Below are 17212 nucleotides of genomic sequence, written 5' to 3'. Positions count from 1 at the left end.
CGGCCCTCTTGCTTGCTATTGCATGAAGCCGATGCCGCGCGACTCGCGCACTTCGGGCTTGATGCGGTGCTCGGCCTCGAGCTGGTCCAGGAATTCGGCGGCCGAGAACTCGACCGCAAGAATATCCGTCTGCCGCTTCACGGCCGCGAAATCCCCCGGGCACAGCTGGTGCAATGGCGCCAGCCGCGCCTTGATGTCTGCGGTGAGCAGCGCGGCGTCGCCCGCCAGCGCCTCGGTCACGAACATGCGCTCGCGCTGCGGCGCGGTGAGCGGCATGAACTTGATCTTGAAGGTGAAGCGCCGGAGCGCCGCCTGGTCGAGCCGGTCGAGCAGGTTGGTGGTGCAGATGAAGACGCCGTTGAAGCGCTCCATGCCCTGCAGCATCTCGTTGACCTCGGTCACTTCGTAGGTGCGCTGCGCGCCGCGCCGGTCCTGCAGGAAGCTGTCGGCCTCGTCGAGCAGCAGCACGGCCTTCTCGGCTTCGGCTTCCTTGAACATGGCCGCCATGTTCTGCTCGGTCTCGCCGACGTACTTGCTCATGAGGTCGCTGGCCTGCTTGATGATCAGCGGCCGCCCGATGGCCTTGGCGATGTGCTCGGCCAGCGCGGTCTTTCCGGTGCCGGGCGCGCCGTAGAAGCACAGCGTGCCGTGGCCGCGTGCCTTGATCGCCGCCACGATGCGCGGGATCTCGAAGCGGGTCTCGACGTTGAGCATGTCGAGGTCGTAGGTGGTGACGCTGCGCCGTTCGCCCGGGCCGGTGTCGAGCGTGCCGAGCGCGAGGTCGGCGTTCTTGAGCTGGCGCTCGATCAGCGCCTCCATCGAGGCGCCGTCCTCTGTCTGTGCCAGCCCCGCAAAGCGCACCGCGGTGCGGATCTGCGCGGGCGTGAGGCCCTTGCGCTCGGCCAGCTTGGCGGTGAAGGCCTCGGACACGACGATGCCTTCGAGCGTCTTCTTCACGAGCTGCTCGCGCGCACCGGGCGGCGGCGACTTGAGTTCCAGGTGGTAGGCGAATCGGCGCCGGAACGCGGGGTCGATCTGCTCGATGCGGTTGGTGACCCACAGCGTGGGCACCGGGTTGGCCTCGAGGATCTGGTTGACCCAGGCCTTGCCGCTCACGCTGCCGCTGGTGGGCGCGGGAATCTGCTCGGCGCGCGCCATGAACTGCGCGGCCTCGGTGCTGATGGGCGGGAACACGTCCTCGACCTCGTCGAACAGCAGCGCGGCCTGCGCGCTGCCCTTGAGGAACACCTGCGCGATCTGCAGCGAGCGGTAGCGGTCGCGGCCGCTCAGCGAGTTGCCGTCGCGGTCGGCATATTCGACCTCGAACAGCTCCAGCCCCGCCGCCTGCGCCACCACCTTGGCGAGCTCGGTCTTGCCGGTGCCGGGCGGCCCGTAGAGCAGCACGTTGACGCCGGGCTCCTTGCGCGCCACCGCCGCGCGCAGCAGCGTGACGAGCATCTGCGCGTCTTCCTCGACGAAGGAGAAGTCGTGCGTGGTGAGCGCGCTCTTGGCCGAGGGCCGCGTGAACACGGCCATCAGTTCGTTGTGGTCGCGGTACTCGCGCATCAGCACCGGCGGCAGCTTCTCGCTGACCTTCATGAGGTCGGCCAGGTCGGTGATGTTGTGCTCGGAGATCAGGTTCTCGACCAGGCCGATGCGCTCCAGCCGCGAGCCCGCGCGCAGGGCCTCGCCCACTTCGGTGGCGTTGACGCCCGCGATGTCGGCAATGGCGGCATAGGCCTCGGGCGCGTTGTTGACCTTGAACTCGACCAGCAGCGAGCGCAGGTCGCGCTGGTAGCGCGCGAGCGTGCCGTAGAGCAGCAGCGCGCGCTCGGCCTTGTTGAGCTGCAGGAGGCCCGCGAGCGCATCGATGTTCTTCTCGACCAGCGTCGACTGCTTGCGCAGCGCATGCGTGAGCCAGTCGCGCGTGACGGCCAGCACCGAGAGCAGGTCCTTGGGGTAGTCCTTGGCGTATTCGTCGAGGTAGAAGAACAGCGTGCCTTCCTCGTAGGGCCCGCGCCACACGCCATGCCGCTCGAGCAGCGTGCGGCCGTCGAAATTCTCCACGCCCTTCCAGGCCTCGTTGCCGGCGCAGCGCCGGCCCAGGAATTCGCGCAGCCGCTGCAGCACCGGCGCCGGCCACACCAGGTGGCGGCCGGTGAGCGAGAGCAGGCCGTTGATGTCGCGGCGCACATTGAAGCGCGGGCCCTGCTTGGCGGCCAGCGTGAGCACGAAGTGCGAGCACATGAGCTCGAGCACCGGCGCACCCTTGAGCCCAGGCGACGGCAATGCCTGCCCGCGTACCGCAGCAGCCACTACATCGACACCCGCACGCTTGACCATCGGACAACCTCCAGACGAGGAACTTCTTGGGGCGACCATAACGCAGACTTTTGGCTTCGGGAAGACGCGGAAGCGGTAAAAACCCTGATGACGCGATTCCAGCCACAATGCCCGCCATGGTCGGAATCGAAGAAATCCGGCGCGCCGCGGCGCGTCTCGAGGGTCAGGTGCTCAATACGCCCTGCGTCGAATCGCGCACGCTCTCCGAGATCGTGGGCGCGCAGGTCTACCTGAAATTCGAGAATCTGCAGTTCACATCCTCGTTCAAGGAGCGGGGGGCGTGCAACAAGCTGGTCGATCTCCTGGAAGCCGATACGCGCGGCGGCAGCGGCAAGGAAGCAACGCGGGGCGTGGTGGCCATGTCGGCCGGCAACCACGCCCAGGGCGTGGCCTACCACGCGCAACGGCTCGGCCTGCGTGCGCTCATCGTGATGCCGCGCTTCACGCCCGGCGTGAAGATCGAGCGCACGCGCGGCTTCGGCGCCGAGGTGGTGCTGCACGGCGACACGCTCGACGCGGCGCGCGCGCACGCGCTGGAGCTGGCCGAACGCGAAAGGCTGACCTTCGTCCACCCCTATGACGACGAGGCCATCATCGCGGGCCAGGGCACCGTGGCGCTCGAAATGCTCGATGCGGTGCCGGACCTCGACACGCTGGTGGTGTCGGTCGGCGGCGGCGGGCTGATCGCGGGCATGGCGATCGCGGCGCGCGAGCGCAAGCCCGGCATCGAGATCGTCGGCGTGCAGACCACGCGCTTTCCGGGCATGGTGAATGCCGTCAAGGGCACCCAGCACCTGCAGGGCAAGAGCACCATCGCCGAAGGCATCGCGGTCGGAACGCCCGGCGTGCTGACGCGGGAAATCATCGCCCAGCATGTCGACGACCTGCTGCTGGTCGACGAAGGCGACATCGAGCAGGGCGTGCTGATGCTGCTCGAAATCGAGAAAACCCTGGTCGAGGGCGCGGGCGCGGCCGGCCTGGCGGCGCTGATCCGCCATCCGGGGCGCTTCAAGGGCAAGCGCGTGGGCCTGGTGCTGTCGGGCGGCAACATCGACCCGCTGCTGCTGGCGGCCATCATCGAGCGCGGCATGGTGCGGGCCGGCCGGCTGGCGCGCGTGCGCGTGAGTGCGCGCGATGTGCCGGGCTCGCTGGCCCAGATCACGGCCACTGTGGCGGAAGCGGGCGCTAACGTCGATGAGGTTCATCACCAAAGAGCGTTTACCATGCTGGCAGCCCAGAACGTCGACATCGAGCTGGTGCTGCAGACCCGCGGGCGGGCGCACCTGGCCAGCGTGCTGGGCGCGCTGCACGACGCCGGTTTCGAGGCCGAGGAGCAGCACTGAAGGGGGCTCGCAACCCCCTAGACCGTGCTGCCGGGGGCCGCCGGTAAAATGGCCGCAGTTTTTGTATTTGCGTATTCGAGGTAATTCAATGTCCAACCCCACTCCCGTCGAGCCCGGCCACGCCGCCGCCGTTGAAGAAGACGCCGTCGAATCGATCGTGCACCTGATGCCGATCGTGCTCCCGTTGGCTGGCGGCGTGCTGATGCTGCTGCTGGCATCCATCGCTGTCTACTTGGCCTGACAGCCGTTTGCGTCTTCGTCCGCGGGCCGTGCGGCCCGCGTTGACGCAGTCTCCCGAAGCGAAAACGTTTTCTCAAACGGACCTCCGCGCCATCGCAGACGCGGCGTCCCGTTCGGAAAGACGATTTTTTCAACTTAGGAGATTTCCGATGAACGCACCCACGATGCAGGGCCTCGCCATCCAGGCACCCTCATACGTCAAGAACGCAAAACTGATTGCCTGGGTGGCCGACATGGCCGCGCTTTGCAAACCCGAGGCCATTCACTGGTGCGACGGGAGCAAGGAAGAGTACGACCGCCTCTGCCAGCAACTGGTCGACGCGGGCACCTTCAAGAAGCTCAATCCGGCCAAGCGCCCCAACTCCTTCCTCGCGGCGTCCGACCCGAGCGACGTGGCGCGCGTCGAGGACCGCACCTTCATCTGCTCCGAAAAGAAGGAACACGCCGGCCCCACCAACAACTGGATGGCCCCGGCCGAAATGCGCGCCACGCTGCAGCCGCTGTTCGACGGCTGCATGAAGGGCCGCACGATGTACGTGGTGCCGTTCAGCATGGGCCCGCTGGGCTCGCCCATTGCCCACATCGGCATCGAGCTTTCCGACAGCCCTTACGTGGCGGTGAACATGCGCATCATGACGCGCATGGGCAAGGCCGTGTACGAAGTGCTCGGCGCCGACGGCGAGTTCGTGCCCTGCGTGCACACCGTGGGCGCCCCGCTCGAGGCCGGCCAGAAGGACGTGACCTGGCCCTGCAACAAGACCAAGTACATCGTCCACTACCCGGAAACGCGCGAGATCTGGAGCTACGGTTCGGGCTACGGCGGCAATGCGCTGCTGGGCAAGAAGTGCTTCGCGCTGCGCATCGCCTCCACCATGGGCCGCGACGAGGGCTGGCTGGCCGAGCACATGCTGATCCTGGGTGTGACCTCGCCCGAGGGCAAGAAGTACCACGTGGCCGCCGCGTTCCCCTCGGCCTGCGGCAAGACCAACTTCTCGATGCTGGTGCCCCCGGCCGGCTTCGACGGCTGGGAAGTAACGACCATCGGCGACGACATCGCCTGGATCAAGCCCGGCAAGGATGGCCGCATGTACGCCATCAACCCCGAGGCGGGCTACTTCGGCGTGGCCCCCGGCACCAACCTCAAGACCAACCCCAACTGCCTCAAGAGCCTGGACCGCGACGTGATCTTCACCAACGTGGCGCTCACCGACGATGGCGACGTCTGGTGGGAAGGCCTCGAAGACGACGTGCCCGGCAAGAAGCTGCCCGAGCACCTGATCGACTGGCAGGGCAAGGACTGGACGCCTCAGATCGCCAAGGAAACCGGCGCCAAGGCCGCGCACCCCAACTCGCGCTTCACCGTGGCCGCCACCAACAACCCGGCGCTGGATCCGGCCTGGGACGACCCCGCCGGCGTGCCGATCGACGCCTTCATCTTCGGCGGCCGCCGCTCGACCACGGTGCCGCTGGTCACCGAAGGCCGCAACTGGACAGAAGGCGTCTACATGGCCGCCACCATGGGTTCGGAAACCACCGCCGCCATCGTCGGCCAGGTGGGCGTGGTGCGCCGCGACCCGTTCGCCATGCTCGCTTTCATGGGCTACAACATGAGCGACTACTTCCAGCACTGGCTCGACCTGGGCAAGAAAGTCGAGGCTTCGGGCGCCCGGCAGCCGCGCATCTACACGACCAACTGGTTCCGCAAGGGGCCGGATGGCAAGTTCGTCTGGCCCGGCTACGGCGAGAACATGCGCGTGCTGAAGTGGATCATCGATCGCATCGAAGGCAAGGCCCAGGGCGTGGACCATGTCTTCGGCGTGAGCCCGCGCTACGAAGACCTGAACTGGACCGGCCTGGAATTCAGCGCCGAGCAGTTCGCCACCGTCACCAGCATCGACAAGGCCGCTTGGGAAGCCGAACTGAAGCTGCATGCCGAGCTGTTCCAGCAGCTGGCGCACCACCTGCCGAAGGAGCTGCCGGAAACCAAGGCGGCCATCGAGCAGCGCTTGGCGGCCTGACGCCGGTCCTCGGCTCTTGTGCGGCCTGTCCGCACACGCAAAAAAAGCCGCCCGGGTGGGCGGCTTTTTCATTGAACGGCCGGCGGCTCGCGCCGATCGATCAGTAGTAGCGCGAGCTGTTCATGCGGCGCATGGCTTCGTAGAGCGTCGGCATGCGCGCTTCGCTGGAGCGTGCGGCCACGCGGGCCACGGCGTCCACCTTGGCGGCAGTAGCGACGGAAACCTTGCCTTCGGACTGCTGGCGCCACGTGGCGGCCTGCAGTTCCTGCATCACGCGCGGGTCGTTCTGGGCGGTTTCCAGGAAGCGGGCGTCGGCGCGGGCCGAGGCACGGCGCGCGGCGGCTGCGTTCCAGGCACCGGCCACGCGGGCCAGGGGAGCGCGCAGCGAGCCGGCAAACAGCGCGGCAATACCGAAAGCGGCGCCGCAAAGCACGGTCCAGGCGGCGAGCAGCGCGCCTTCGTCCCAGTTGGAAACGAGCTTGTCGGCCACCACCATCACCGCCGCGACGACGGCGACGATCAGCAGGGCGATCAACGGACGCGAACCGTTCGCGCCGGCGCGTGCGGCCTTGATCTGGCCGAACAGGATCTCGGCGCGCTGGACGCCGGGATGGACAGTGGGTTGGTCTACGTGGACAAAGCTGGTCATGATGAATCCCTCCGTGGGACGAATGGCTGGTGCCGATGGGGAGATATTAGGGTTTGCCCTGATGTTTTGCCACTTTATCTTTCTGATGTTTATCATTCACATCACTGATGGACGTCAACTTTCGCACACTCGACCTCAACCTGCTTCGCGTCTTCGACGAGGTGATGGCGGAGCGCAACCTCACGCGCGCCGCGCGCAACCTGTCGATCACCCAGCCCGCCGTGAGCAATGCGCTGCGCCGCCTGCGCGAAGTGCTCGGCGACGAACTGGTGCGCCGCTCCGGCGCGGGCGTCGAGCCCACGCCGCGCGCGCTGGCGCTCTGGCCCACGGTGCGCGACGCGCTGCGCCAGCTGCAGCACACGCTGGCGCCGGGCGAGTTCGACGCAGCGACCGCGGACACCACCTTCCTCCTGGCCATGGCCGACGCCACCGCCGCCGAGCTCATTCCCGGGCTGGTCCGGATCGTGGAGAAGGAAGCGCCCGCTATCTCGCTGCGCGTGCTGCCGCTGACCACCCGCGATCCGCGGCGGATGCTGGAGCAGGAAGAAGTCGACATGGCGATCGGCTACTTTCCGGCCGTGATCGCGAGCCTGGCGGCGCGCGGGCAGTCGGGCGTGGGGGTGGCGTTCGAGACCCAGCGGCTCTACCTGGGGCAGTACGTCTGCGTGATGCGGCGCGGCCATCCGCTGGCGAATGCGCCGCTCACGCTGGACGACTATTGCGCCGCGCGGCACCTGCTCGTGAGCTTTTCGGGGCGTCCCTACGGCTTCATCGACCAGACGCTGGGCGCGCTGGGGCGCGAGCGGCGCATCGTGGTGACCGTGAACCAGTTCTTCACGGCCGGCCGGGTGGTCGCCAATTCGGACCTGCTGACGGTGCTGCCGCGCCATTTCGTGACCGTGACCGGCATTGACGAGCAGCTGGTGCTGCGCGACCTGCCGTTCGACCAGCCGATGGTGCACGTCGACGCCATCTGGCATCGGCGCGCCCAGCACGGGCATGCGCACGAGTGGCTGCGCACCGCGCTGCTGCGCTCCGCCGCGGCGGCCTTTGCGGATTCGGTCCTCGGGCAGAAGGTGCCCGGATGACCGGAGGTTTTCAGCGGATGACCGAGAGCCAGGCGCTGGCGGCCGCGCGCAGTTCCTGCGCGTGATGCGCGCCGCGGCCGGCGCGGACATCGGCGCTTTCCATCAGCGCGGCGGCGTGGCTGGCCGGGACGTTGGCGGTGGAAGAACGGAAGAAACGGGCCACTTGGGCAATGAGGCTGAACATGACAGTGCGCTGCTTTTGGCTGCGCTGGAGTGGTTGATGTCCCAAGAATAGGGGTTATCCCTAATATTGAAAGCCCGACTTCATGCGCTTTGTGCATGGGCTGATTCCCCTAGACTGGCTGCACGATGAGCAAGATGAAGCTGCAACTGCTGTCCGACCTGCACCTGGAGTCCCACCCCCGCTTCCAGGCCGAGCCCGCGCCCGGCGCGGACATGCTGGTGCTGGCGGGCGACATCGGCTCCTACCAGGAAGGCTCGCGCCTGACGGACACCGACTTCGGCCTGGGGCGCTTTTCGCCCCGCAACGGCTGGCCCGTGCCCGTGATGTACGTGCCGGGCAATCACGAATACGACAACGCCGATTTCGACCAGACCCACGAGCGCCTGCGCGCGCTGTGCCAGGAGCTCGACATCCTTTGGCTGGAGCGGGAGACCCTGGTGATCGACGGCATCCGCTTCATCGGCACGACGCTCTGGGCCGACTTCGATGCGCTGGTGGAGCCCACCGACGGCCTGGCCGACGCGCTCAAGAAGCGCGGCAAGGCGATGCGCGCGGCCGACTTCTACCTGGAGAAAGCCGCCACGGTGCGCCACGGCCAGCCCTTCATGGCCGGCGCCATGCGGGAACAGGCACTGGCCTGCCAGGCCTGGCTCGAACAGGCGCTGGCCGAGCCTTTCGACGGCACCACGGTCGCCATCACGCATTTCGCGCCCAGCCTTGCGAGCGCCGATCCGCGCTACGGCCTCACGCCCGGCACGGCCGGCTTCTGCAATTCGCTCGATGCGCTGCTGCCGCGCGCCCGGCTGTGGCTGCACGGCCACCTGCACTGCCCCTTCGACTACGTGAAGGACGGCTGCCGCGTGGTGGCCAACCCGCTCGGCTACAAGGGCAAGGGCGAACAGGAAGGCTTTCGCCCGGACCTGCTGATCGAAGTGCCCTGAGCGCGCGCTACAGCAGCCCTACAGCAGCTCTTCGCCCACGATCGGCAGCAGCAGCCAGTTCTTGAAGCGCAGCCAGAGAAACTCGCCGGGCTCGTCCTCGTGGACGATGTCGCCGCCGTCGTCGTCGTATTCCAGCCATTGCACCCGGCGGCCGTTGGGTGCCAGCCGCAGCCGGTAGCCCAGGCTCACGCGCCCTGCGCTCAAGAGCTTTTCGTAGTCGGCCACCAATTCCGGGCTGTCGATCACCAGGCCCATCTCGGTGTTGACCGCGGCGGAGCGGCGATCGAGGTTCATCGAGCCGATGAAGAAACGGTCGTCGTCGATCACCGCGAGCTTGGCGTGCAGGCGGCTGATCGACTGGCCGAAGTCGCCGAAGTGCCCCGAGCGCCTGGTGAGCATCGGCGCGATCTCGTAGATGGTGACGCCGATCTTCAGCATGTCGGCGCGGTAGCGTTCGTAGCCCGCGTAGGCCAGCGGCTCGTCGGTGGCGCCGAGCGAATTGGTCACCACCGTGATGCGGCCGCCGCGCTCGATCGCGGCCTTCATCATGGCCATGCCGGGCGGACCAGGAATGAAGTACGGCGAGGCGATCTTGACCTCGCGCTTGCCCGAATTGATGACGCCCAGCGCACCCTCGTTCACGCTGCCCGCATAGGCGGCCCCGGGCGTGCGCGTGATCTTTGCGGGATCGTCCACGAACAGCGTGAACGGCGCCCAGCGCAGCTCGACCTTGCCGGTGGTCAGCTGCTCGCCCACGGGCGACCTGTCCATCACGTCGCGCTGGCGAATCCGCACGTCGGGCTGCGCGGTGCTGGCGATGGCGTCGAAGCGGTTCTGCGCCTCGTCCACCGCCATGCGCAGCGGCGCGATGCGCTCGATCGGCCACGCATGCTCGCTGTTCCAGTAGCGGTCGAAGCCTTCAGACATCTGGCGCACCACCGGCCCGCCGGAAAGCACGTCCATGTCGATGAAGTTCGCCGCCGTGCTGCGCATGAAGTATTCGTTGGCGATGTTGCGGCCGCCCGAGATGGCAAAGCTGTTGTCGGCCACCAGCAGCTTGTTGTGCATGCGGTGGTTGATGCGGCCGAAATCGGCCAGCGAGAACAGGATCCGCAGCGCGAGCGAGTCGGCCCGCGAAGGCAGCGGATTGAACAGCCGCACCTCGACGTTCGGAAAGGCCGAGAGCGTGCTGAACACCTCGTCCTCCCCGGCCGTGTAGAGGTCGTCCACCAAGAGGCGCACCCGAACGCCGCGTGCCGCCGCGTCGCGCAGTTCGCGCAGCAGCAGCAGGCCGACGTCGTCGTTCTGGATCAGGTAGTACTGCACGTCGAGCGACTTCTCGGCATGCCGCGCAAGCGAGATACGGGCGTCGAAGGCAAAGGCCGCCTCCGGCAGCAACCGAAAGCCCGACAGCGATGCGGCCCCCTGCGGCGCGTCCTGCCGTGCCATCTGGCCGAGCGCCGTGTCGGCGACGTCGGTGATGGCCGCCGCGGGCGCGCGCGGCGAGGGCGGCGGCAGGCCCGCGCAGCCCGCCAGCCACGCCAGGGCCACGGCGGCCCACACCAGGGCCGCGAGCCTGCGGATCGAGGAAGAGGCTGCCATGGCCCGCACTGTAGCCCGCGGCGGGCGCGGGCGCAGCCCTATGATCGCCCTCACAAAAAAGGAAAAGGACACGCGTGCTCAACGGCTTGTGGCTGGGTTTCTTCGGGGTGGCGATGCTGGCGGCGCTCGGGCGCTGGCTCGTGGGCGGCGATCCGGCGGTCTTCGCGGCCATCGTCGAAAGCCTGTTCGCGATGGCGCGGCTCGCGGTCGAGGTGATGGTTCTGCTGTTCGGCACGCTCACGCTGTGGCTCGGCTTCCTGCGCATCGCGGAGGCCGCGGGGCTGGTGGGCTGGCTTGCGCGCCTGCTCGGTCCGCTCTTCAGGCGGCTCATGCCGGGCGTGCCCGCGGGGCATCCGGCGCTCGGCCTCATCACGATGAACTTCGCGGCCAATGCGCTCGGGCTGGACAACGCGGCCACGCCCATCGGCCTCAAGGCCATGCGCGAACTGCAGCGGCTCAACCCCGACCCGGTCACGGCCACCAACGCGCAGATCCTGTTCCTGGTGCTCAACGCGTCTTCGCTCACGCTGCTGCCCGTGACGATCTTCATGTACCGCGCGCAGCAGGGCGCGAGCGATCCGACGATGGTGTTCCTGCCGATCCTGCTGGCCACCAGCGCATCGACGCTCGTGGGCCTGCTCGCGGTGGCGGTGGCGCAGCGCCTGCGGCTGTGGGACCCGGTGGTGCTGGCCTACCTGGTGCCGGGCGCGCTGCTGCTGGGCGGCTTCATGGCGCTTTTGGGCACGCTCTCGGCGGCGGCCATTGCGTCGCTCTCGTCTCTCATGGGCAATCTCGTGCTGTTCGGCGTGATCATCGTGTTCCTGCTGGCCGGCGCGATCCGCCGCATCAAGGTCTACGAATGCTTTGTCGAGGGCGCGAAGGAAGGCTTCGACATTGCGAAGAACCTGCTGCCTTACCTGGTGGCAATGCTGTGCGCGGTCGGCGTGCTGCGCGCCTCAGGCGCGCTGGACTTCGTGCTCGGCGGGCTGCGCTGGCTGGTGAGCGCGGGCGGCTGGGATGCGCGTTTTGTCGACGCCATGCCCACCGCACTGGTCAAGCCCTTCTCGGGCAGCGCGGCGCGCGCGATGCTGATCGAGACCATGAAGACCCAGGGGGTGGACAGTTTTCCCGCGCTGGTGGCGGCCACCATCCAGGGCAGCACCGAAACCACCTTCTACGTGCTGGCGGTGTACTTCGGCGCGGTCGGCATCCAGCGCGCGCGGCATGCGGTGGCCTGCGCGCTCACGGCCGAGCTGGCGGGCGTGGTCGCGGCCGTCGCGGTGTGCTACTGGTTCTTCGGCTGAGCGCCGCGAAACCGGCCCTCGCGAGCGGGGCGATGCGGCCCGGCCGAGCAGCCCGCCGTGCGCTGAGCCAAAATGGTCCTCCGCCGCCCAACGCACAGCCTCTTCCGTGACCACCTCCCGCCGAGCCAAGCCGCCCACCTTTTCGCCCAGCGAGTTCCGCGAAGCGCTCGGCATGTTCGCCACCGGCGTGACCATCGTCACCGCGCGCTCGGCCGAGGGTGCGCTGGTCGGCCTCACGGCCAACTCGTTCAATTCGGTGTCGCTCGCGCCGCCGCTGGTGCTGTGGAGCCTGGCGCGCGCGGCCGGCTCGATGCCGGCGCTCAGCGCCGGCTCGCACTACGCCATCAACATCCTGGCAGCCAACCAGAAGGGGCTGGCCGAGCGCTTCGCCACCAAGAACATCGACCGCTGGGCCGACGTGGCGTTTACCGAAGGCCTGGGCGGCGCACCGGTGCTGGCCGGCGCGGCCGCGAGCTTCGAATGCTTCAACCGCAGCCGCTACGACGAAGGCGACCACGTGATCTTCGTGGGCGAGGTGGAGCGCTGCACCCACAACGCCGGCGCCTCGCCGCTGCTGTTCCACGGCGGGCGCTTCTACACGGAACATCCCTTGTGAGCCGCGGCGCCGCGTTCATGTGCATGTCGCTGCTGCTGCTGGCTGCGCAGAACGTGGCGGCGCAGGAGCCGGCAGCACCGCTCAAGCAGAACTGGTTCGACGATCCGTTCTTCCAGGTTTCCGCCGGCCTGCCCGCCTGCGCCATGCCCGAAGGCCCGTTCTACACCGCCGAGGAGCGCCGCGCCCAGACCCATTCGCGGCTGGAGCGCGGCACCAGCTGCTGGCTCGCGGGCCAATGCACCGACAGCAACGCATACCGCTACGACAAGCCGCTCGCACCCAAGGTGCGCGCCGCGCTCTCGGCCGTGCCGGGCGTGCAGAAGGCGAGCGTGTGGGTGATGATCCAGCGCCGCTGGGTCTACCTGCAGGGCTGCGTGCCCTCGGCCGCGGTGGCCAGGAAGCTCGAACGCGCCGCGCGCGCGGTGCCCGATGTCGAGACCGTGGTGGCCGACCTGATGGTCGGCACGCGGGGCAAGCCGCCGTATCCGGTGGCCGGCCGGTGAGATCCGCCCCTGAAACGCGGCGCATTCGCCCGCGCAGCCGCGTCGCGTTCGGCATGCATCAGGACGGGTGCGTTTCGAGGTTGAGCACAACAACGCCGATGACGATCATGGCCACTCCGGCAAGCCGCGGGAGCGTCGTCGATTCGCCGAACCAGAGAATGCCGAGTGCCGCCGTCAATGCGGTGCCGCTGCCCGCCCACACCGCGTAGGCCAACCCGACTTCCAGGTGCCTGACGGCGATCGACATGAGCCAGATTGCCGCCGCATAGCAGACCCCGACCACCAGCGACGGCGTGAGGCGCGTGAATCCATCTGCATGGCGAAGCGCGATCGTTCCTGCAACCTCCGCCGCGATGCTGGCTGCAAGCAGCAGCCAGGAGAAGGCCTGTGGGGCCATGGGATACCTCTCGGACTCCGCACCTGTACCGGGTGCGGAGCAACGAGACGAAGGAGCGGTACCCGAAACGAAAGCCGAATGCTAACGGAGGCTCACACGCTACGATCATCGGTCCTGGGCTTTGTTGCCGCATGCAAGACCGAAGCCCATCGACGAGACACGAATGATCCAGCGCAAGACCCATCTCGACTCCCTCGCCATCGGCCTTCTGATCGCATGCTGCGCGTTCTGGGGCCTGCAGCAGATCCTCATCAAGACCACTGTCGCCGAAGTGCCGCCGCTCTGGCAGGCCTCGGTGCGCATGGCGGGCGCCGTGGTGCTGCTGTGGCTCTGGTGCCTGTGGCGCCGCGTGCCGCTGTTCGAGCGCGACGGCACGCTGCCGGGCGGGCTGCTGGTGGGCCTCTTGTTCGCGGGCGAGTTCGCCTGCATCTACCTGGGGCTGCAGCACACCTCGGCCTCCAGGCTCACGGTGTTTCTCTACACCGCGCCGTTCTGGGTCTCGCTGCTGCTGCCGCGCTGGGTGCCCGCCGAGCGCCTGCGCGGCCTGCAGTGGCTGGGCCTGGGCATCGCCTTTGCGGCGGTGTTGTTCGCGTTCAGCGAAGGCTTCGGGCATTCGAGCTCGGGCCAGCTGCTCGGCGATGCGATGGCGATCGTCGGCGGCATGCTCTGGGGCCTGACCACGCTGGCGCTGCGCACCACGCGGCTCGCCACCGCGAGCGCCGAAAAGGCCCTGTTCTACCAGGTGGCGGTGACCGCGGCCGTGTGCCCGCTGCTGTCGCTGGCGCTCGGCGAAAGCTGGGGCTTCTCGTATTCGGCCTGGGCATGGACCTCGATCGGCCTGCAGACCGTGATCGGCGCCTTCGCGAGCTATCTCACCTGGATGTGGCTGCTGCGGCACTACCCCGCCACGCAGATGTCGTCGTTCAGCTTTCTCACGCCGCTGTTCGCGCTGGTGTTCGGCGTGGTGCTGCTCGGCGAGCCGCTCACGCTGCAATTGATGCTGGCACTGGCGGGCGTGGGCCTGGGCATCGTGATGGTCAACCGGCGAAAGGCGCGGACATGAAAGACTCAGGCTTCCAGCCGGTGCTCGACGACATCGTCGCCGCCCTGAGGCCGCTGCTGGGCACGGCCGGCACGGTGGCCAGCTACATTCCGGCGCTGGCCTGCATCGATGCGCGCCAACTCGGCATTGCGCTGCGCACCTGCGACGGCAACGAGGCCTTCGCGGGCGATGCCGAAACGCCGTTCTCGATCCAGAGCGTGTCCAAGCTCTTCACGCTGACGCTGGCCATGCAGCGCATGGGCGACGCGCTGTGGGAGCGCATCGGCCGCGAGCCTTCGGGCAACCCGTTCAACTCGCTGGTGCAGCTGGAGAACGAGCACGGCAAGCCGCGCAATCCGTTCATCAATGCAGGCGCCATCGCCGTGGCCGACCGGCTCGTGAGCCAGGCGCTGCAAGCCGGCGGCAGCGCCAAGGCCGACATCCTTGCGCTGATGGGCAGCCTGTGCGGCGAGCCGATCTCTTTCGACGACGAAGTGGCACGCTCCGAGGCCGCGACCGGCTTTCGCAACATCGCGCTCGCCAACTTCATGAAGAGCTTCGGCAAGATCGACAACGACGTGGCTGTGGTGCTCGACACCTACTTCCACCAGTGCGCGCTGCGCATGAGCTGCCGCCAGCTGGCGCGCGCGGCGGCCTTCCTGTGCCGCGACGGAGCGCATCCGATCGACGGCCGGGCCGAGGTGACCGGCGAGCGCCAGACGCGGCGCATCAACGCGCTGATGCTCACCTGCGGAACCTACGACGCCGCGGGCGACGTGGCGTTCTCGATCGGCCTGCCCTGCAAGAGCGGCGTGGGCGGCGGCATCGTGGCCGTGGTGCCCGACCGGCTCACGCTGTGCGTGTGGTCGCCGGCGCTGGACGCCACCGGCAACTCGCTGCTCGGGATGAAGGCGCTGGAACTGTTCGTGGCGCGGACCGGGCTGTCGGTCTTCTGAGCGGCGCGTGCGGCTCGGGGCGCAGGCCCGGGCGAAAATGGGCCACACACGAACCCGAGCATCCGAATGACCGAAGCCACAGACTCCACCGACTCCGACTCCCTCGCCCTGCACGAACCCCGCCTCTGGCGCGACGGCCAATGGACCGCCCGCGTCATCAAGAACGAGGAAGACGACGGCTGGGCCGTCGAGATGACGCGCCACGGCGACCCCGAGCCGGCGCTGGTCGGCCCCTGGACCATGGGCCGCGACAAGAAGAATCCGAAGCCGCTCGACGGACCCGCCTTCTCCACGCTGGTGAAGACCGCCGCCGAGGTGATCCGCCGCCACGAGCAGCAGCTGCACGCCACGCTCAACAAGAGCGTGACGGTCACGGCGCAGGGCGGCCGGCGCATTCGCGTGTCGCTCGCCATCGTGCCCGACGAGGACAACCCCTCGGCCACGCTGAGCGCACATGACGACGAAGACGACAGCGAACTCGCGAGCGTCAACGTCTCGCCTGCCTTCAAGCTCTCGTCCGGCAGCGCCGCCGGCTGGATCGAAGCCGACTTCGCCCGCCCGCGTTAATCGGCAGCGTTAACCGGCCGCGCTCACGGCAGCGCCGCGCCGGTGTGCGCGCGAGTACCACACGTCCTGCGTATCCGCCAATAAGCGAAAGAACGTATGTTCACGCAGGGGTGAGTTGAGAAGAATCCGCCCCAACGAGCAATCGTTTTCAGTCCTTCATTCATACGACCCCCGCTGCCAGTGCTGCCGGCGAGGGGTCGGGCAACAAAGCCCGAACCGGTTTCAACACCGGTTCGGGCTTTTTTGTTTTTCGGTCGCAACGAAGCCTTTTCAGAACGGATGCGCGCCATCCGGTGGCGCAGCTTTGGCCGCCCGAGTGAGGAAGTTTCCTTCTTTCCCTTCAACCACCCCTACCAGGAGCAGCGTCATGAGACATGGTGATATTTCGAGCAGCAACGATTGCGTCGGCGTCGCGGTCGTCAACTACAAGATGCCCCGCCTGCACACCAAGGCCGAGGTGCTCGACAACGCACGCAAGATCGGCGAGATGCTGGTCGGCATGAAGAAGGGCCTGCCGGGCATGGACCTGGTGATCTTTCCCGAGTACTCGACGCACGGGATCATGTACGACGCCAAGGAGATGTACGACACCGCGTCCGCGATCCCCGGCGAGGAGACCGCGATCTTCGCGGACGCCTGCCGCCGCGCCAACGTGTGGGGCGTGTTCTCTCTGACCGGCGAGCGCCACGAGGAGCACCCAAACAAGGCGCCCTACAACACGCTGATCCTCATGAACAACCAGGGCGAGATCGTCCAGAAGTACCGCAAGATCATGCCGTGGGTGCCCATCGAGGGCTGGTACCCGGGCGACTGCACCTACGTGAGCGACGGCCCCAAGGGCATGAAGATGAGCCTGATCATCTGCGACGACGGCAACTATCCCGAGATCTGGCGCGACTGCGCGATGCGCGGCGCCGAACTCATCATCCGCTGCCAGGGCTACATGTACCCGGCCAAGGAACAGCAGATCCTGGTGTCCAAGGCCATGGCCTTCATGAACAACACCTACGTGGCGGTGGCCAACGCGGCGGGCTTCGACGGCGTGTACTCGTACTTCGGCCACTCGGCGCTCATCGGCTTCGACGGCCGCACGCTCGGCGAATGCGGCGAGGAAGAGATGGGCATCAACTACGCCGAACTCTCGATGGGCCTGATCCGCGACGCGCGCAAGAACGGCCAGTCGCAGAACCATCTGTTCAAGCTGGTGCACCGCGGCTACACCGGCACCATCAACTCGGGCGACGGCGACAAGGGCGTAGCGGCCTGCCCCTACAACTTCTACACGCAGTGGATCAACGACCCCGAGGGCACCAGAGAGATGGTGGAGTCGTTCACGCGCAGCACGGTCGGCACGCCCGAATGCCCGATCGATGGCATTCCGAACGAGCCGGCCAAGCATCGCTGACCGGGCGACCGGCC

General features: G+C 67.7%; 17 protein-coding genes. 12 read left to right on the top strand and 5 right to left on the bottom strand.

Annotated features, from left to right (window positions below):
* Positions 1 to 15: 15 nt before the first annotated feature.
* Complete coding sequence (locus RZE77_RS00800; protein ID WP_319440266.1) at positions 16 to 2343, bottom strand: ATP-binding protein; 2328 nt, start codon at positions 2341 to 2343, stop codon at positions 16 to 18.
* Positions 2344 to 2459: 116 nt separating this feature from the next.
* On the opposite strand from RZE77_RS00800, the gene RZE77_RS00795 reads away from it, so the two are divergent.
* The 3 genes from RZE77_RS00795 to RZE77_RS00785 all read left to right on the top strand — a co-directional run bounded on the left by RZE77_RS00795 (position 2460) and on the right by RZE77_RS00785 (position 5944).
* The gene (locus tag RZE77_RS00795) at positions 2460 to 3686 is read left to right on the top strand and encodes a threonine ammonia-lyase (protein ID WP_319440265.1); all 1227 of its coding nucleotides are present in this window, start codon (positions 2460 to 2462) and stop codon (positions 3684 to 3686) included.
* Positions 3687 to 3774: 88 nt separating this feature from the next.
* Positions 3775 to 3927, top strand: coding sequence for a hypothetical protein (locus RZE77_RS00790; RefSeq protein WP_164547926.1), 153 nt, complete (start codon positions 3775 to 3777; stop codon positions 3925 to 3927).
* A 148-nt stretch (positions 3928 to 4075) separates the two neighbouring features.
* Complete coding sequence (locus RZE77_RS00785; RefSeq protein ID WP_319440264.1) at positions 4076 to 5944, top strand: phosphoenolpyruvate carboxykinase (GTP); 1869 nt, start codon at positions 4076 to 4078, stop codon at positions 5942 to 5944.
* Positions 5945 to 6044: 100 nt separating this feature from the next.
* Here RZE77_RS00785 and RZE77_RS00780 read toward each other — a convergent pair whose 3' ends face one another.
* The gene (locus RZE77_RS00780; RefSeq protein WP_319440263.1) at positions 6045 to 6593 is read right to left on the bottom strand and encodes a hypothetical protein; all 549 of its coding nucleotides are present in this window, start codon (positions 6591 to 6593) and stop codon (positions 6045 to 6047) included.
* Positions 6594 to 6700: 107 nt separating this feature from the next.
* On the opposite strand from RZE77_RS00780, the gene RZE77_RS00775 reads away from it, so the two are divergent.
* Positions 6701 to 7681 carry a LysR family transcriptional regulator gene (locus RZE77_RS00775; protein WP_192326723.1) on the top strand — a complete coding sequence of 327 codons (981 nt, stop codon included), beginning with the start codon at positions 6701 to 6703 and terminating at the stop codon, positions 7679 to 7681.
* Positions 7682 to 7691: 10 nt separating this feature from the next.
* On the opposite strand, the gene RZE77_RS00770 is transcribed toward RZE77_RS00775, so the two are convergent.
* Positions 7692 to 7865, bottom strand: coding sequence for a hypothetical protein (locus tag RZE77_RS00770; RefSeq protein WP_319440262.1), 174 nt, complete (start codon positions 7863 to 7865; stop codon positions 7692 to 7694).
* 134 nt (positions 7866 to 7999) lie between these two features.
* Here RZE77_RS00770 and RZE77_RS00765 point away from each other — a divergent pair, with 134 nt between their 5' ends.
* Positions 8000 to 8806: a metallophosphoesterase gene (locus tag RZE77_RS00765; protein WP_319442427.1), complete on the top strand. Its 807-nt coding sequence runs from the start codon at positions 8000 to 8002 to the stop codon at positions 8804 to 8806.
* A gap of 18 nt (positions 8807 to 8824) precedes the next feature.
* On the opposite strand, the gene RZE77_RS00760 is transcribed toward RZE77_RS00765, so the two are convergent.
* Positions 8825 to 10408, bottom strand: coding sequence for a phospholipase D family protein (locus tag RZE77_RS00760; RefSeq protein WP_319440261.1), 1584 nt, complete (start codon positions 10406 to 10408; stop codon positions 8825 to 8827).
* Between the two features lie 74 nt (positions 10409 to 10482).
* Here RZE77_RS00760 and RZE77_RS00755 point away from each other — a divergent pair, with 74 nt between their 5' ends.
* The 3 genes from RZE77_RS00755 (at position 10483) to RZE77_RS00745 (ending at position 12831) form a co-directional block, all read left to right on the top strand.
* Positions 10483 to 11712 (top strand): nucleoside recognition domain-containing protein, encoded by a 1230-nt coding sequence (locus tag RZE77_RS00755; RefSeq protein WP_319440260.1) that lies wholly within the window; start codon positions 10483 to 10485, stop codon positions 11710 to 11712.
* Positions 11713 to 11818: 106 nt separating this feature from the next.
* Entirely contained in the window at positions 11819 to 12328 is a 510-nt protein-coding gene (locus tag RZE77_RS00750; protein ID WP_319440259.1) for a flavin reductase family protein, read from the top strand.
* The gene (locus tag RZE77_RS00745; protein ID WP_319440258.1) at positions 12325 to 12831 is read left to right on the top strand and encodes a BON domain-containing protein; all 507 of its coding nucleotides are present in this window, start codon (positions 12325 to 12327) and stop codon (positions 12829 to 12831) included. Before RZE77_RS00750 ends, RZE77_RS00745 begins: the two co-directional genes overlap by 4 nt.
* A 58-nt stretch (positions 12832 to 12889) precedes the next feature.
* On the opposite strand, the gene RZE77_RS00740 is transcribed toward RZE77_RS00745, so the two are convergent.
* Positions 12890 to 13228 (bottom strand): DMT family transporter, encoded by a 339-nt coding sequence (locus RZE77_RS00740; RefSeq protein WP_319428442.1) that lies wholly within the window; start codon positions 13226 to 13228, stop codon positions 12890 to 12892.
* A gap of 163 nt (positions 13229 to 13391) precedes the next feature.
* On the opposite strand from RZE77_RS00740, the gene RZE77_RS00735 reads away from it, so the two are divergent.
* From RZE77_RS00735 to RZE77_RS00720, 4 genes are all read left to right on the top strand, one after another.
* Positions 13392 to 14291 (top strand): DMT family transporter, encoded by a 900-nt coding sequence (locus tag RZE77_RS00735; RefSeq protein ID WP_319428441.1) that lies wholly within the window; start codon positions 13392 to 13394, stop codon positions 14289 to 14291.
* Positions 14288 to 15226: a glutaminase gene (locus RZE77_RS00730; protein ID WP_319440257.1), complete on the top strand. Its 939-nt coding sequence runs from the start codon at positions 14288 to 14290 to the stop codon at positions 15224 to 15226. The genes RZE77_RS00735 and RZE77_RS00730 overlap by 4 nt, the downstream gene beginning before the upstream one ends.
* 66 nt (positions 15227 to 15292) lie before the next feature.
* Entirely contained in the window at positions 15293 to 15793 is a 501-nt protein-coding gene (locus tag RZE77_RS00725) for a hypothetical protein (protein ID WP_319440256.1), read from the top strand.
* Positions 15794 to 16160: 367 nt separating this feature from the next.
* On the top strand, positions 16161 to 17198 hold the full coding sequence (locus tag RZE77_RS00720; protein WP_319440255.1) for an aliphatic amidase: 1038 nt from the start codon (positions 16161 to 16163) through the stop codon (positions 17196 to 17198).
* Positions 17199 to 17212 lie beyond the last annotated feature (14 nt).

It is taken from the genome of Variovorax sp. SPNA7, assembly GCF_033807855.1.
Classification (GTDB): domain Bacteria; phylum Pseudomonadota; class Gammaproteobacteria; order Burkholderiales; family Burkholderiaceae_C; genus Variovorax; species Variovorax beijingensis.
This window is presented reverse-complemented; position numbering and strand designations above follow the sequence as displayed.